Below are 15,496 nucleotides of genomic sequence, written 5' to 3' on the forward strand. Positions count from 1 at the left end.
CGGGCCCTGCTGCGCCCGGCCGGGTCCGACGGCCGAGTGGAGGGACATGAGCAGCCGCCACAAGTGGTCCGCCAAGGCCTGCGGATCCGCCGGGACCTCCCCGTGCAGCCAGTCCGCGAGGACCCCGGTGAACGCGGCCGCGACCGCCGACGCCACGAGCTCCGGGTGCGGCGCGCCCACCGCCGCGCGCTCGGCGCGGGCCCGGGCGCGCAGCTCCCGGTGGAGGCGGTCGCCGAGCGGACCGCCGCCGCCGGGCAGGAGCAGGGTCCGGTAGAGCGGCGCCTGCTCGGCCGCCTCCACCAGGAACGCGGCCAGCGCCGCGGGGGGCCGGGCCGGCGGGCGCGGCGACGGGCCGGTCTGCCAGGCGTGCAGGGCGTCGACCGCCGCGTGGACCACGCCCGCGCAGGCGTCCACGGCGAGCGCGGGCAGGTCCTCGTAGTGCAGGTAGAAGGTGGCGCGGCCGACGCCGGCCCGGCGGACCACCGCCGAGACGCTGACCTCGGCGAGCGGCCGGTCGGCGCACTCGGCGAGCAGGCTCTCGCGCAGCCGCCCCTTGGTCCGGGCCGTACGGGGGTCCTCCGGACGCGGGCTCTCCGGGCGCGGGTCCTGAGGGTCCTGCGGGCTCACGCGGCCAGCAGCGCCGCGCCGAGGGCGAGGGCGCCGGGCAGTGCCTGGGCGACGAGGATCCGGCGGTTGGCGGTCGCGGCCCCGTACACCCCGGCGACGATCACGCAGACGAGGAAGAAGATCTGCGTGGCGAGCGAGTCGATGACGAGCGACCAGATCAGACCGGCGGCGAGGAAGCCGTTGTAGAGGCCCTGGTTGGCGGCCAGCGGGGCGGTGAGGCGGGCGGTGTCCGCGTCGAAGCCGGAGAGCGCGCGGCCGGGGGGCCGCTGCCACAGGAACATCTCCAGAACCATGAAGTACACGTGCAGCGCGGCCACGAGGCCGATCAGGATCTGGGCGACCGTGTGCATGGCCGTCTCCACTTCTCAGGTCGGTGGTCGGCATGCCGGGCGGCCGACTTCCTGGACAACTGTACAGGAAGTCGGTGTGGAGCGGGCGGGTGCCGCCGGTGGCGGATCTTGCAGTACGGGACCAGGTGGCGCCGAACGCCCGCTCGGTGATCCGGTGCGTACTCGAAGGCGACGTACATGAAGCCGATTCCGCCCACCGCCCACGAGGCCCGCGACGACTTCCTCCCGGTGCACATGGCCGAGCGCGTGCCGCACGAGGGAGTTCTCCCGGCGGCGTCCGCTGCCGAAGGCCTCGTGGAGCGGTCAGGTGTGCTTCGGTCGGGGTGACTGCTCGGTCATCGGACCGGCGTAGCCGGGGGGCCGACAGCCGACCTCCCCTACCCCGCGGGGCGACCGGAGGCGGCCGTGCTGCTGCGCGCCTCGGCCGGCCACTGGTCCCGGATCGCGCAACCGGCGCGCGGCGCCGTCCCGGACGCGGACGCTCCGGGGCGGCGCGCCGTCTTCGACACGTTCGCCGCTCTGGTGGAGGACGCCCGCGCCCTCGGGCGCCGGGTCGTCGCTCTGCTGCGCACCGCGGATCAGAGGTGGGCGTCCAGGAACGTACGGAACTCCTGGAGCGTCATCGGCCCGGCCTGGCTCGCGACCGCCCCGCCGTCCTTGATGAGTACGGCCGTCGGCGCGCCCGTCACCCCGTACCGCCTGGTCGGCCCCGGGCAGCGGGTGATGTCGGTGCGGACGGGGGTGAAGCGCGTCCCGTACTCCTCGGCCAGTTCGGCGACGACGGCGTCCATCGCGCGGCAGGCCTCGACGGCCTTGGGCCAGGTGCCGCAGAAGTACGCGAGTACGGGCCCGGTCGTCATCGAGAGGATGAAGTCGAACTCCTGGTCCTCCAGTGGCTGGTGCACCCGACGTGCCATGCGTGTCGCTCCTCGCTCGTGCGCCTCCCCGGAGCGGGAGGGCGGCCCCCATCATCGCCGCCGCACCGGCCCGCGGCCGCCGGGGCCGTTGTCAGTGGCTGCTGTGAAGCTGATCGGTATGGACGACAGGATGCTCCGGCGCCGGGTCTACGGCGCCGACCACGAGGACCCCGACCCCGGGCCGCGCCCCGGCCGCAGCTACGGCGAGCTGGTCGGCGGGCCGCTCGACGGCCTCCTCCTGGACATCACCGGCTGGAGTGCGCACCGGCTCGCCGAAGAGGCCGGGCTCCCCACGGAGATAGGACGCTACGGAGCGGGCGGCCGCGCCCACTACCGCCGCCGCTCGGGGGACCCCGGCCACTGGGACTGGACGGGCGACAGCCGCTGACGGCAGGCGGTGCGGCAAGGGCGGGGAAGGGGCGGGGCGGGGCGGGGCGGGGAAGGGACGGGACCCGGAGGCCGGCGGCTCAGCCTTCGGCGCCCCGGCTCACCCGGTGGGCCCAGATCACGAGCGGTACCTGGAGCGGCAGCCGGGCGAGCGCCACGGCCCGCACGGCGGGGGAGCGGTGGCGCGCGTCGACAGCCATCTTCACGTTGGCCGGGAACACGCCGACGAAGAAGGCCGCCGTGGCCAGCGCGGCCACCCTGCGGGTGCGCGGATGGGCGACGCCGGCGGCGAGGGCGAGCTCGGCCACCCCACTGGCGTACGTCCACCCGCGCGGGCTGCCCGGCAGCGAACGGGGCACCGTCGCGTCGAACCGCCCGGGCGCCGCCGCGTGGGCGACGGCAGCTCCGGCCAGCAGGCCGGCGAGCAGGACGGGGGAGGAGACGCGCGCCATCGGGGTCCTCTCGGAGATGCCTGGGCTCGCGATCCTACTCGCGAGTAGCCGGGGGTGGCCGCATTCGGGCGGACTCCGACCCGCCCAGGTGGACGAATGCGGCCCAGAAACGGGTCTCCGCGTAGCAGGGGATTCGCGGCGGCCGGCTGTCCAGGAAGGCCACGGCCTCGCGCAGGCGGGCGCGGGTCGGTTCGTCCGGTACGGCGGCGAGCAGTTCGGCGCACCACCGGGACAGCTGCTCGGCCGTGGAGTCCCGCAGCCACAGCTGGGCCGTGCGCAGGGCCCGCCCGGCGCCCACGGATGCGCCCACGGCGGCGCCGTCGGACGTGCCGTCGGCCGCGCCGTCGGAGGCACCGGAGTCCAGTTCGCGGTAGAACCGGGTCGCGATGAGCATGGTCGCCAGGTCGTTCACGTTCCACAGTGCGGCGATCACCTCGCGCGCACCGGCCTGGAGCAGCCCCGAGGCCAGCCCGATGGCCTCGTCCGGCAGGAACGCGTCGGTGGACGCCGTGCGGCAGGCCGACGCGAACACCAGCCGCACGCCCCGGAAGGCACGGCCGGCCATGATGCTGCGGAGCGTCATCCGGGTGCCGCCGGTCAGCAGGAAGGCCGACTCCAGCGGGCTCTCCTGCTCGAAGGAGCCGTGACACGCCAGGTGGACGTGGGTGGCCCCGGGGACATCCTCCTTCAGGAACACCGGGGCGAGGGCCGCCGCGCCGTGCCGCACCGTGTGCCGGGACCAGGGGAGCAGCACGCCGACGGCCGCGGCCTCGGCCGACGCATAGGGCAGATCGTTCGTCGGGTCGCCGACGGCCGCCAGCACCGGGGGCCCGGGCCGGGCCGCCGGTCTGCGGGCGAGCACGGCCGCCGAGGGGGCGTAGGACACCGCGAACTCGTCCAGCAGGCAGCGGCCGTCGTGGACGAAGGAATGCAGCGGCAGACCCGCCAGCGGACCGCACGGGACCAGGGTCACCTCCTCCGCGCCCGTGTCGCGCAGCCAGCCCGCGAGGGTGGCGGTGAGCCCGCTGCGGGGCAGCGGGCCCGGATCCCCGCCGGCCGGGACGTCCTGCCGGTCCACGATCCGGCTGTCGATGTCGAGGCCGCCCTCCCCGTCGCGCCGGACGAGCAGCAGACGTACGACCTCCGCGGACCCGTACACGTAGACCAGGGGGCGGTGCGGGGGCACTGCGGCGGACAGTTCGCCGAGACCCGGCGGGCGCAGTGCCTCGGCCGCCGCGGTGAGGCGGGCGAGGGCGTCGTCGCGTTCCCCGCGCGCCTTGGCGATCGCCCGCACCAGTGACAACTGGAGCCGTTCGACGTCGGCCGTGCCGAAACCGGCGGCGGGCAACGACCGTTCGGCGCCGCCGAGCGCCGTCAGCCGGTCGCAGGCCGCCCGGTAGGCGTCGAAGGCCTCGGGGTCGCCGTCGCGGGCGCTGCGCAGCACGTCCTGGTCCTGCTGCAGGGTCTCGCCGAGCTCCCGGGCCAGGGTCCGTTCCAGGAGGAGGACGGCGTCCTGGGTGCGGCCCGCCCTGACCATCATGGTGACGATCCCCAGCATGTCGCCGGCCGCGGCCCGCTGCTCCATGTGCCGGCTCTGCCTGAGCAGGGCGTCCTGGTAGAGGCCCTCGTGCAGCTCCGCGGCCCACGCTCCCGCGTCCGCCGCGGCCCCCCAGTCCCTCCGCTCCGCGAGGAACCGCAGGTAGACCATGGCGGCCTTGAACGCGTCGCCGCTCCGGCCGCGTTCGGCGAGGGTCCTGATCGTGTCCTCGTGGACGGCGCGGTCCTCCGTGGGCTCCAGCTGGGCCAGGTTCACCTGGATGCTTGCCCAGTCCCGGGGGCTGTTCTCGAGCGTCAGCACCCGCAGGGCCGCCCGGAAGTGCACCGCCGCGGCGCGCAGTTGCTCCGGCTCCCCGGTCTGCCAGCGCATCACCCCGAGGAACGACTGCGTCAGCGCCCACTGCCTCGGCGTCGACTCCTGCGTGAACACCTGGAGGCAGGAAGTCAGATGGGCGATCGCGCGCTCGAGATCCGGCTCGGCACGCACCTCGGGGTCCCCGAGGGCGACCCCGAGGTTGAATTCGGCGTTGGCCCAGTCCCACGGGTGCTCCTCGAGCGTGAAGACGGACTGCGCCGCCATGAACGCCTGGATGGCCAGTCGCTGCGTGGCCTCGACGTCGCGGCCCCGCATCATGCTGTAGGCGACGCCGAGCGAGATCTGGGACATCGCCCAGTCCATCGGCATCTCGTGCTTGGGCTGGGCCGTGAGCGAGGCGCGGTAGTGCTCGATGGCACGCCACAGGTTCGCCTCCCGGCCCTCGGCGAGCCGGTCCCGGTACAGCCGGCCGAGGTTGTGGTGGATGTCCCCGCGCTGCACGGCATCGGTGACGGGGTCGAGGAGGTCGAGGGCCTCGTGGGCCGTACGGATGGCCTCCTCGGAGTTCTGCTCCGGATCTCCCGCGGTCCGCAGGGGCAGCAGCCTGACGACCGTGTTGAGCAGGCCGGCCCGGACGGCGGGCTCGGCGTCCGCCGGAAGGGACCCGAGGGCGTCGCGGCACAGGGCGATCGCCCGCTCGACGCTCTCGAAGCGGCCGCTCGTCGTGGCCGCGTCGAGCAGGGCCCGGGCGAGGGCGGAGACGACGGACGGGTAGTGGGGATGATCCGCCGTCACCTCGGCCGCGCACTGTTCGAAGATGGCCAGGGCCTCGGCCGCATTGGCCCCGGGGTCGCCGTCCCGGCGGCGGTCGTAGGCGTGGCCCAGATTGACCCGGAGCCCCAGGGTGACACCGAGTTCGGCGCTCTCGGGCAGGTCCAGGATCGCCCGCAGCGCCGTGATGGCCTCCTCCGTGTCGATCTTTCCGTTGGTGCGCGGCGCGAGGACCTCCTCGGCCAGCATCATGTTCAGGAGCACCCACGCGGTCCGCGAAGCCTCGTACGAGTTCGTGGCGAGCGCCTCGCGGATCCGGCTCAGGCGCTCGTCGTGGTCGGGGACGGCCCGCAGGCTGTCGGAGAACTCGAAGACGCTCATCCGCCGCGGGTCCTCCGGCGGCCGCTCCGCGGGGGCGTTCTCCTCGATCCAGTCCAGCAGGTCCCGCAACCGTGCCAGCAGCCCGGTCGCGGTGCGACGCTCCTGCCCCTCGGGCAGCCGGCCCTCCGCGTCCGCGGCCAGCCGTACCGCACGCGCCACGAGGGCCCGGTGGTCCGCGGGACTCCCGTCGTAGGTGGTGGCGAACTGCAGGGCCAGGGCGAGCTGGTACCGGGGCAGGTCGGGGTCGGCCGGGTCCGTCAGCAGCCGTTCCAGTCCGGCCCGGCGCAGGTCGAGCAGCGGGCCGGTCCCCTCGCCGGTGTGCTGGTCGATGAGTCCGCACATCTCGAGGCAGACGGCCCGTGCGGAGGTGCCGGGCAGGTCCTGGTCCACGAGGGACCACAAGGTCCGCACCGCCGTGAGCAGGTCCTCGGTCTCGCGGGACAGGGCGTACCGGCATTCCTGCGCCCGGAAGAGGTTGAAGGACGCCATGGCCCGTTTCCCGGCCGGGACGGAGGGCAGCCGGAGGGCGCTCTCCAGGCAGGTCAGTGCCCCCGCCAGGTCCTCGATGCGGCCGTCCTCCAGGTGCCGGTGCAGCCGGTTCGTGCCGACGGAGATCAGCGTGGACCAGCGCGCCGGCACCGACAGCGCCGGAAAGCCGGGATGTGTCATCACCGCTTCCCAGGCCGCGCCGTACGTGTCGGGATCGGTGTCGTCCGGCAGGCCGACGGCATGGTCGAAGAGCTCGCTCAGCACGGTGGGGGACCTCCGGAGGGGGCACCGGACGAGGACGGATCGGTGAAGAGGGGTTCGGGCCGGCGGGAACCGGCGGAGAGGTACGTGGTGAGCCGCCGCCCCGCCCGGTACTCCGCGAGCGGGTTCTCCGGGAGGGGATGGCGCAGCGATCCGTACAACTGCTGGCGGTACAGGTCGAAGCAGGATTCGACGACGTCCGCGTGCAGCCGTGCGGCGGACAGCAGGAAGCCGCGGTACGCCGTGGCGGCGACGGCCAGGGACAGCGGGACCGCCCAGAGGGTCCACACCGACCACACGCAGCACAGCACGGCGCAGGCCCACAGGTGCGCGGTGAGGTGCACCGAGCGGCGCGAGGCCAGGACCTCGGTCCGGGCCGCGTCCGGCAGGAGCAGCCACAGCCGGGGCCAGCAGACGACCGGGTCCAGTCCGTAGTGGGCGCGCACCCGGTCCTCGGAGGCCCGCAGTACGTTGCCGAACCGGGTCGGCATCCTGCGCCGGGGGTCGAACGGCACCGACCGCACGCGCCGCGCGAGGCGGCCGCGCTCCGCGAGCGCATCGGCGTCGAGCGAGTCGGCGGGACGCGCGGCCAGCGGACGCAGCGCAGCGATGTCGGCGTCGGCGTGCCGGCCGAGCCGTTCGCGCAGCCGGCGGCGCGGTCCCGGGAGGAGCACCCAGTACCCCTCCAGGCCGCGGACGAGCGGCTGGGAGAAGAACTGCAGGAGCAGCCCGGACAGGGTGAGCAGCAGGAGCAGCCCCACCACCGCGGCCCCTTGCACGAGGACGGGCAGCCCGGTCAGCCCGGCCGTCCACTGCTCGGCCGCACCGGCCCAGCCGAGGCGCTGCACCGTGGGCCACCCCACGCCGCGCAGCCAGGCGGCGGCCCCGGCCAGCCAGAACAGACAGGCCGGCGAGAACAGCGCGGCGAGCCAGCGCTCGGAGAGCTTCCCGCCCAGGCCCTTCCAGAAGTCATTCAGCACCGGGCTGCCACCCCGCCGACCGGTAGGTGAGCGCGGAGTCGTCGTTCGGGCAGCGTTCGGGCAAGGGGGTGGGGTCCTGGACGTCGAGCACGGGGTACGCGTAGTCGCACTGCCCGCACACCACCCGGTCGAAGTCGGCGAAGGCGTCCCCGGCCAGGCCCATGTACGAACGGCCGTCGCCCCGCTCGGCGCCGCCCGGCCCGTCCTCGTCGGGCCCTGCCGGCCGCTGCCCGCCGGCCGCGTCGATCTCGTGTTCAGGTGCCAACGGACCCGCCCCCCGTTCCGTGCCGTGCAGTGCTGTGCCCCGCCCCGCCCGCTCCAGCACACCGCCGAACGGGGCCGCTGTCCAGAGGGCCGGACGGGGTCGGACGGGGCCGGATGGGGGGACGCGGTGGCCGCCCCGGAAAAATCCTCGAAGAATCTTCCCGGAGCTGTCGATCCGGGTGTCTCCCGTTCGACGCAGGGGTGAGAGGCGGGGAACGGCCCCGCCCTCCCGACCGAGGAGTCACCATGCCGCGCTTCCTGACGATGATCCGCATCAACGAGCAGGACCTGCCCACCGACACCGCCTTCCCGCCCGAGTTCGAGCAGCGCATGGGCGCCCTCCTGGAGGAGATCACCAAGGCCGGCGTCATGCTCGACACCGCCGGGCTGCTCCCCACCTCCGAGGCGACCCGCCTCAGCTGGTCCGGCGGGAAGATCAGCTACACCGACGGCCCCTTCACCGAGACCAAGGAGGTCGTCGGCGGCTACTCCCTCAGCCAGTGCAAGGACAAGGCCGAGGCCATCGAGTGGACCCGGCGCTTCCTGGAGATCCACCCGGTGGAATGGAAGGTCAGCGCCGAGGTCCGGGAGATCCAGGAGATGTGACCCCGCGCTCCCGCGCCGGGATGTGATCCCCGCGCCGCCGCGCCGCGTTTGCCCTGCCTCGTCACGGCTGCTCTGATGGGTGGCCGTGACGGCAGTGAGTGCGGCCCAGGCGGTCGAAGCGGTGTTCAGGATCGAGTCCGCGCGCATCATCGCGGGTGTCGCCCGGATCGTGCGGGACGTCGGCATCGCCGAGGAGATCGCACAGGACGCCCTCGTCGCGGCGCTGGAGCAGTGGCCGCAGGCGGGCATCCCGGACCGGCCGGGTGCCTGGCTCATGACCACCGCCAAACACCGCGCGATCGACCTCGTCCGCCGCAAGGAGACGTACGCGCGCAAGCTCGCGGAGGTCGGCCGGAGCCTGGAGGACGTACCGCCGCCCGCCGAACCGGCCGACCCCGGGGACATCGACGACGACCTGCTGCGCCTGATCTTCACCTCCTGCCACCCCGTCCTCGCCACCGAGGCCCGGATCGCGCTCACCCTGCGCCTGATGGGAGGGCTGACCACCCAGGAGATCGCCCGCGCCTTCCTCACCTCCGAGGCCACCGTCGCCCAGCGCATCGTCCGGGCGAAGCGGGCCCTGGCCAAGGCCGGAGTGCCCTTCGAGGTCCCGTACGGCGCCGATCGCGAGGCACGGCTGTCCTCGGTCCTGGAGGTCATCTACCTGGTCTTCAACGAGGGGTACTCGGCCACCGCGGGGGACGACCTCGTCCGCCCCGCCCTGTGCGAGGACGCCCTGCGCCTGGCCCGCGTACTGGCCGCCCTGATGCCCAAGGAGCCGGAGGTGCACGGTCTGGCCGCACTGCTGGAGTTCCAGGCCTCCCGGATCGCCACCCGCACCGGCCCCGACGGGGAACCGGTGCTGCTCGCCGACCAGAACCGGGCCCGGTGGAACCGCATGCTCATCCACCGGGGCGCCCGGGCGCTCGGCCACGCGGGCAACGGCCCGTACTCCGTGCAGGCCGCCATCGCGGGCTGCCACGCGGCGGCGGTCCGCTACGAGGACACGGACTGGCCGAGGATCGCCGCGCTCTACGGACGCCTCGTCCAGCTGGTCCCGTCCCCGGTGGTGGAGCTCAACCGGGCCGTCGCCGTCTCCATGGCCGAGGGACCGGCGGCGGCCCTGCCGCTGGTCGACGCCCTGGCGGCCGAACCGGCCCTGAGCGCCTACCACTTGCTGCCGAGCGTACGGGGAGACCTGCTGGCACGGCTGGGCCGGACGCAGGAGGCCCGGGCGGAGTTCGAGCGGGCGGCCGCGCTCACGCACAACGCACAGGAACGCACCCTCCTGCTGGGCCGCGCGGCCCGGCTCTGACTCCGCGCCGGATCATCGACGCAGCCGTGGCCGTGGCCGTGGCCGTGGCCGTCGTCGACGCCGACGGCCGGCCTGCGGCGGCTCAGCCGCGCCGTGCGAAGGCGGCCACATCCAGCGGGGTGTGGAGGGGTCGGCGCGGCGCCGTCAGCGCGATGGGGCGGCGGAAGCCGCCGGACCGGGCGATCTCCTGCACCGTGAGGCGCAGCGCCTCCTGGAAGTCGCCCATGGTCCGGCGGGCCGCCGGGGTGTCGACGTAGAGGGAGTTCATGTGCATCCCGTCCGCGTCCCGCTGGAACCACGAACAGGCCCCGTTGGCGCGTGCCGACCACACATGGGTGGTGGGCCGCCACTCGTCGTGGCGCTCGGCGCCGGGGCACTTGCGCATGTCGATGTACGAGAAGAAGTTCACCGGGTGCGGCCAGGAGCGGGCGGCGAACTCCTCGGGCGCCAGCAACTCCCACGCCCGGACGAACGGCACGTCGAGATGGCTCATCATCTCGCCGAAACCCGCCCGGACCGAGGCCATGACCTGGGCGAAGTCCCGTCCGGGCGAGGCGTCGAACTCGATGGGCAGGGTGTTGACGAACCACCCCACCGAATGCGCCCAGGTGTCCCGGCCGCGCTCGCTGACCGGCATGAGGCCGCGGTAGACGCCCGGGCCGCCGGCCTCGCGCAGGCAGACGGCGACCGAGGCGAGCACCCCCATGAACGGCTTGCCGTCGACCGCCAGACACGTCTTCTCGAACACCTCGGCCTCGGCGGCGTCCAGGAGGGTGGAGGCCTCGTTGACGATCGGGTACATCCGGCCCGGCTCGACACCCAGGTCGAGGGGGAAGCGGGGGAAGAACTCACCCGCCGGCCCCATGAACGCCTTCCAGTAGTCCAGCCGTTCGTCGCGGGCGTCGATGGACAGGTAGCGGCGGCGCTGCTCCTCGGCGAAGTCGAGGTAGCTGGGCGCGGGCGGCAGTTCGACGTCCTCGCCGCGGCGCAGGGCCTCGTAGCCGGTCGACACCTCGCGGGCCACGATCGGCATCGACATGCCGTCGCAGACGATGTGGTCGAAGGCGAGGTAGACCGTCGAGGAGTCCTCGCGCACCACCGCACCCATGATGAACAGCGGCCAGGAGAGGGTGTCGATGCTCCGCTTGAAGCGCTCGACGAGGAACTCGCCCAGCCCCTCGGAGGTCCCGAACTCACCCACCTGCCGGGCTTCGAGAGCCAGTCCGGCAGGGTCGAACGGCTCGCACGCCACCTCGCCGGCGAGACGGCGGAACGCACACCGCAGGACCTCGTGCCGCTGCACGAAGGAGAGCAGGGACTGTGCCAGGGCCTGCTCGTCCAGGGGCCCGGCCACCTCGAAGGTCACCGCCACCCAGGACGCGACGGGGTCGTCGGCGGCCCTGCTCTCCTCGGCGACGGTGAAGTGCTTGTCCTGGTTGAAGGACGCCTTCCTGCCCGCCGGATCACCCGTGCCGGCGGCCTCCGCCGCCGCGGACGTGAGCCGCCACTCCACCACACGCCCCGGTGCCATGTGGTGCATCTCCAGAGGAAACTGCCGCATACCGTCATCCCTTCGCCCCCGAGTCAACCCCCAGGCCCTAACGACCCCCGGCCCGCTGAGGTGACGAAATCGCTCCGGTCGGGGTCCTGTTCGGTGCGCACCGGTCCTCCGCCGTGGACAACGGCCGGGCCTCGGCCCTCGGGTTCGGTTTCGGGCGGGTCGCCGACCGGCTGCCGGGGGTGATCGCCGAGACCGCGGGGGCCGCCGCGATCGCAGGGCCCGCGCGCGCCGGCGTCCGACGGGTCACTGGTCTGCGACGCGCCGCTCCAAGGGAGTTGCTACCGATGAGTTGCTCACACTGAACGTGACGCTTCCGGCCCGGTAGCGGTCGTCGGACCACTCGATCGGGCGGCCGGTGGCCGTCGCAGAGACGTGCCGCTGGCGCAGCAGCGGGCTGCCGCGGCGGATTTCCAGCAGCCGGGCGTCCTCACTGCCGGCCGAAAGGGCGTCGATGAGGTGCTCGCCGTAGTGGGCGACGACCCCCGAGCCCTCGGCGAGGCTGTCCATGACGGAGCGGCAGTCCTCCGGCATCGCCTCGACGGCGGCCGCCACCCAGTCGGCGTAGGCCGTCCGCTCCACCATGGTGGGCTCCCCGTCCAGCAGCCGCAGCCGCAGCACGGACAGGACCTCCGTGCCCGGGGCCAGTGCGAGCCGGTCCGCCTCCTCGGCCGTCGCCGGCCTGCGGGTGCGGGACAGGAAGCGGCTGGCGGCCCGGTGCCCGAGCCCCTCGGCCCACTGGGCGAAGCTGTTGAGCTCGCCGAAGCTGTGCCGGCGTTCCCGGCGCAGGACGATGCGGCGCGCGCCCTGGCGGGAACCGATCAGCCCCTCCGCGGCGAGGGTGGCCACCGCCTGGCGGACCGTTCCGCGCGATGCGGACCAGCGCGCCGCCAGATCGCTCTCCGAGGGCAGGTGCGCCCCCACCGGGAGCTCGCCCGAGAGGATCTCCCGGCGCAGTGCCTCGGCGATCTCCAGGTACCTGACCGTGCCCGCGCTCGTGCTCATGCCCTTCGCCCCCTGATCGCCGTGTGCCGGCGGTGCCGCGCCGGAATCGCTCTGCACCGGTCTCCCATGATCATTCCAACAGGTTCTGTCACGGCTTCTTCCGGTCATTGTTCTCTCTTCGTCGAGCCGTGCTCCCCGGGACAGGCGCCGTTCACCGTCCGTACAGCGGGCCCGGGCGAACTGGAGCCAACTTGTTCAGACAAGTGAACCCACCCTCGTCTCCGGGAGAGACCGTGCTCAGTTCCTCCGCCCGTCGCGGTGCGGCCGTACTGCTCAGCGCCGCCGTACTCACCACGCTCACCGCGTGTGGTGCCGCACCCGACCAGAAGTCCGGCGGCGCCGACGGCGCCAAGAACGGCGTGCAGCCGGGTGCCGCGACCTCGGTCGCCGACTTCGGTTCCTTGGAGGCCCTCGCCGCCGCCGCGCAGAAGGAGGGCGAGCTCAATGTGATCGCGCTGCCGCCGGACTGGGCGAACTACGGCGAGATCATCAAGGCCTTCGAGGCCAAGTACAAGATCAAGGTGAACAGCGAGAACCCGGACGCCTCCAGCGCCGACGAGATCGCCGCCGTCAAGTCCCGCAAAGGCCAGAAGCGCGCCCCCGACGTCCTCGACCTCGGCATCGCCTTCGCCCGCAGCGGCGCCGCGGAGAACCTCTTCGCCCCGTACAAGGTCACCGCCTGGGACAAGATCCCCGCCGGCCAGAAGGACGCCGACGGCCGCTGGACCAACGACTACGGCGGCTACGTCTCCATCGGCTGCGACGCCGCCCGCATCCCCACCTGCCCGCAGACCTTCGCCGATCTCCTCAAGCCCGAGTACAAGGGCAAGGTCGCCCTCAACGGCAACCCCACCAAGTCCGGCTCGGCCTTCGGCGGCGTGTACGCGGCCTCCCTCGCCAACAAGGGCTCCTTCGCCGACATCCAGCCCGGCATCGACTTCTTCGGTCAGCTGAAGAAGAGCGGGAACTTCATCCCGGTCGAGTCCACCCCGGCCACCGTGGAGAAGGGCGAGACGCCCATCTCCATCGACTGGGACTACCTGAACGCCGGGTACGCCGACCAGTTCAAGGGCAAGGGCGTCGACTGGAAGGTCGCCGTCCCCACCGACGGCGTCTACGCCCAGTACTACTCGCAGGCCATCAACAAGGAGGCCCCGAACCCGGCGGCCGCCCGCCTGTGGCTGGAGTTCCTCTACAGCGCCGAGGGCCAGAACCTCTGGCTGAAGGGGTACGCCCGCCCGGTGCTGCTCCCCGGCATGACCCAGGACGGCACCGCCGACCAGGCCGCCGTCGCCAAGCTCCCGCAGGTCCAGGGCACCCCGGCCTTCCCCGCCTCCGAGGAGCTCGACAAGGCCAAGGCCACCCTCGCCGAGAAGTGGGACAAGGCCCTCTCCTGATGTCCTCCACCACCGACTCCCGCGCCGCCGACGGCACCCGCCGCCGGCGGCGCGGCCCGCGCACCTGGCTCGCGACCCTCCCGCTGCTCGCTTTCACCGGCCTGTGCTTCGGCATCCCGCTCGGAGCCATGGCCTACGGCGCGGTCACCCGCACCGACCCGGCGAGCGGCGCCACCCAGGTGACCGGTGAGCACCTCGCCCGGTCCCTCCAGGGCCCCTACCTGGGCTCCCTCATCGGTAGCGTCCAGCTCTCCGCCCTCACCGCACTCGTCGGCGGCGTCCTGGGCGTGGTGATCGCGCAGGCCGTGGTCACCTCCCGCTCGGCGGGCCTGCGCAGCGCCGCGCTGACCGCCTCCGGCGTGCTCGCCAACTTCGGCGGCGTACCCCTCGCGTTCGCCTTCATCGCCACCGTGGGGATCTCCGGCGTCGTCACCCGGCTCGCCGACCTCACCTCCCTCGGCTGGAACCTGTACTCCTTCACCGGCCTCACCGTGGTCTACCTGTACTTCCTGATCCCGCTGATGGTGCTGGTGATCGCCCCTGCCCTGGACGGGCTGCGCCCCCAGTGGCGCGAGGCCGCCCAGAGCAGCGGAGCCACCGGACGGCAGTTCTGGCGCCACGTCGGCCTGCCCGTGCTCGCGCCCTCCCTGCTCGGCGGGTTCGTCCTGCTCTTCGGTACCGCCTTCGCCGCCCACGCCACCGCCGCAGCCCTCGTCGGCGGCTCCGTCCCCCTGGTCACGCTCAAGATCGCGGACGCGCTGTCCGGGAACGTGCTCACCGGCCAGGAGAACGTGGCGCTCGCCCTCGGCCTCGACATGATCCTGATCGCCGGCCTGGTCATGGCGATCTACCTGCCCCTCCAGCGACGGAGCGCCCGATGGCTGCGATGACCCCGACCTCCCGGTACACCGAAGGCGCCGAGACCCGCCAGGACGGCCAGGACGCCCAGGTCGCCCGGGGCTCTCAGGACGCCCGGAGCACCGGCACCGGCACCGGCACCCCGGCACGGGCCACGGCCCGGCGGCCCCGTCCCCGGATCTGGCGCGGGGCCGTCCTCGCCCTGGCCGGCGCCTACTTCATCGTCCCGCTCGTCGCCTCGTTCGTCTTCACCGTGCACGTGCCCGGCCGGGGCATCACCTTCGAGGCGTACACCGAGCTGCTCTCCGCCGACGGCTTCACCGAGAGCCTGCTGCTCTCCCTCGGCCTCGCCGCCGCGACGATCGCGCTGTCGCTGCTGCTCGCCGTGCCCGCCCTGGTGGCCGTACGCATCGGCTCCCCGCGGCTGCGCCCGGTCGTCGAGGTGATGTGCATGCTGCCGCTGGTGGTGCCGCCGATCGCCCTCGTCACCGGCATCACCACCGTGCTCCGCTGGGGACCGGACCACCTGTCGCGGACCCCGCTCTACCAGACCTTCATCGCCGTCCAGAACGAGAACTTCCCCGTCGTCCTGGTCCTCGCGTACACGGTCCTGGCGCTCCCCTTCGTCTACCGCTCGCTCGACGCGGGCCTGCGCGCCGTCGACGTACCGACCCTGGTCGAGGCCGCCCGCAGCTGCGGCGCCAGCTGGCCGTACGTCGTCCTTCGCGTGCTGCTGCCGAACCTGCGGGCCTCGCTCGCCGGCGCCAGCTTCCTCACCCTGGCCCTGGTGCTCGGGGAGTTCACCATCGCCTCCCTCCTCGGGTTCCGGCCCTTCGCCGTGTGGATCGTCTCGATCTCCGGGGCACAGGCCCGGATGTCGGTGGCCGTCTCCATCCTCAGCCTCCTGATCACCTGGCTGCTGCTGATCGCCCTCTCCCGGGCCGGGACCACCCCCTCCACCGCCGCGGCCGCACCCGCCACCACCTCCCGCAAGGAGCCCTGAGT

The 15,496-nt window shown here is 73.5% G+C and carries 14 protein-coding genes and 1 pseudogene; 6 read left to right on the forward strand and 9 right to left on the reverse strand.

Translation table 11 applies throughout. The features are described 5' to 3' along the window. Positions 1 to 36: 36 nt before the first annotated feature. The 3 genes and pseudogenes from B6R96_RS32545 to B6R96_RS32555 form a co-directional block, all read right to left on the reverse strand. Positions 37 to 627 (reverse strand): annotated as a pseudogene (locus B6R96_RS32545) (TetR/AcrR family transcriptional regulator); the annotation flags it as partial. Continuing rightward, positions 624 to 977, reverse strand: coding sequence for a DUF1304 domain-containing protein (locus B6R96_RS32550; RefSeq protein WP_081524469.1), 354 nt, complete (start codon positions 975 to 977; stop codon positions 624 to 626). The pseudogene B6R96_RS32545 and the gene B6R96_RS32550, both read right to left, overlap by 4 nt. A gap of 578 nt (positions 978 to 1,555) precedes the next feature. Further along, positions 1,556 to 1,894: a thioredoxin family protein gene (locus B6R96_RS32555; RefSeq protein ID WP_053705387.1), complete on the reverse strand. Its 339-nt coding sequence runs from the start codon at positions 1,892 to 1,894 to the stop codon at positions 1,556 to 1,558. A gap of 118 nt (positions 1,895 to 2,012) precedes the next feature. Here B6R96_RS32555 and B6R96_RS32560 point away from each other — a divergent pair, with 118 nt between their 5' ends. Beyond that, positions 2,013 to 2,282, forward strand: coding sequence for a hypothetical protein (locus tag B6R96_RS32560; protein WP_030384483.1), 270 nt, complete (start codon positions 2,013 to 2,015; stop codon positions 2,280 to 2,282). A 79-nt stretch (positions 2,283 to 2,361) separates the two neighbouring features. Here B6R96_RS32560 and B6R96_RS32565 read toward each other — a convergent pair whose 3' ends face one another. Genes B6R96_RS32565 through B6R96_RS32580 form a run of 4 tightly spaced genes read right to left on the reverse strand, consistent with a single transcriptional unit; the run spans position 2,362 to position 7,753 of the window. Continuing rightward, on the reverse strand, positions 2,362 to 2,733 hold the full coding sequence (locus B6R96_RS32565; RefSeq protein ID WP_081524470.1) for a DoxX family protein: 372 nt from the start codon (positions 2,731 to 2,733) through the stop codon (positions 2,362 to 2,364). Between the two features lie 34 nt (positions 2,734 to 2,767). Next, the gene (locus B6R96_RS32570) at positions 2,768 to 6,511 is read right to left on the reverse strand and encodes a CHAT domain-containing tetratricopeptide repeat protein (RefSeq protein WP_081524471.1); all 3,744 of its coding nucleotides are present in this window, start codon (positions 6,509 to 6,511) and stop codon (positions 2,768 to 2,770) included. After that, positions 6,505 to 7,488 (reverse strand): hypothetical protein, encoded by a 984-nt coding sequence (locus tag B6R96_RS32575; protein WP_081524472.1) that lies wholly within the window; start codon positions 7,486 to 7,488, stop codon positions 6,505 to 6,507. The genes B6R96_RS32570 and B6R96_RS32575 overlap by 7 nt, the downstream gene beginning before the upstream one ends. Further along, complete coding sequence (locus B6R96_RS32580) at positions 7,478 to 7,753, reverse strand: hypothetical protein (RefSeq protein ID WP_081524473.1); 276 nt, start codon at positions 7,751 to 7,753, stop codon at positions 7,478 to 7,480. Before B6R96_RS32580 ends, B6R96_RS32575 begins: the two co-directional genes overlap by 11 nt. 245 nt (positions 7,754 to 7,998) lie before the next feature. Between B6R96_RS32580 and B6R96_RS32585 the strand changes: the two genes are divergently transcribed. Next, positions 7,999 to 8,358 (forward strand): YciI family protein, encoded by a 360-nt coding sequence (locus B6R96_RS32585; protein WP_030384488.1) that lies wholly within the window; start codon positions 7,999 to 8,001, stop codon positions 8,356 to 8,358. Between the two features lie 94 nt (positions 8,359 to 8,452). Beyond that, positions 8,453 to 9,673, forward strand: a complete 1,221-nt coding sequence (locus B6R96_RS32590; protein WP_081524474.1) for an RNA polymerase sigma factor — start codon at positions 8,453 to 8,455, stop codon at positions 9,671 to 9,673. Positions 9,674 to 9,755: 82 nt separating this feature from the next. On the opposite strand, the gene B6R96_RS32595 is transcribed toward B6R96_RS32590, so the two are convergent. Then, entirely contained in the window at positions 9,756 to 11,234 is a 1,479-nt protein-coding gene (locus tag B6R96_RS32595; protein WP_081524475.1) for a condensation domain-containing protein, read from the reverse strand. Positions 11,235 to 11,477: 243 nt separating this feature from the next. Beyond that, the gene (locus B6R96_RS32600) at positions 11,478 to 12,236 is read right to left on the reverse strand and encodes a GntR family transcriptional regulator (protein WP_081525359.1); all 759 of its coding nucleotides are present in this window, start codon (positions 12,234 to 12,236) and stop codon (positions 11,478 to 11,480) included. Between the two features lie 233 nt (positions 12,237 to 12,469). Between B6R96_RS32600 and B6R96_RS32605 the strand changes: the two genes are divergently transcribed. The 3 genes from B6R96_RS32605 to B6R96_RS32615 are packed head-to-tail and all read left to right on the forward strand — an operon-like array spanning position 12,470 to position 15,494. Continuing rightward, on the forward strand, positions 12,470 to 13,633 hold the full coding sequence (locus B6R96_RS32605) for an ABC transporter substrate-binding protein (RefSeq protein ID WP_030384492.1): 1,164 nt from the start codon (positions 12,470 to 12,472) through the stop codon (positions 13,631 to 13,633). Beyond that, on the forward strand, positions 13,633 to 14,523 hold the full coding sequence (locus B6R96_RS32610) for an ABC transporter permease (protein ID WP_081524476.1): 891 nt from the start codon (positions 13,633 to 13,635) through the stop codon (positions 14,521 to 14,523). Before B6R96_RS32605 ends, B6R96_RS32610 begins: the two co-directional genes overlap by 1 nt. Then, complete coding sequence (locus B6R96_RS32615; protein WP_237291581.1) at positions 14,511 to 15,494, forward strand: ABC transporter permease; 984 nt, start codon at positions 14,511 to 14,513, stop codon at positions 15,492 to 15,494. The genes B6R96_RS32610 and B6R96_RS32615 overlap by 13 nt, the downstream gene beginning before the upstream one ends. Positions 15,495 to 15,496 lie beyond the last annotated feature (2 nt).

The organism is Streptomyces sp. Sge12 (genome assembly GCF_002080455.1).
In the GTDB taxonomy this organism is placed as follows: domain Bacteria; phylum Actinomycetota; class Actinomycetes; order Streptomycetales; family Streptomycetaceae; genus Streptomyces.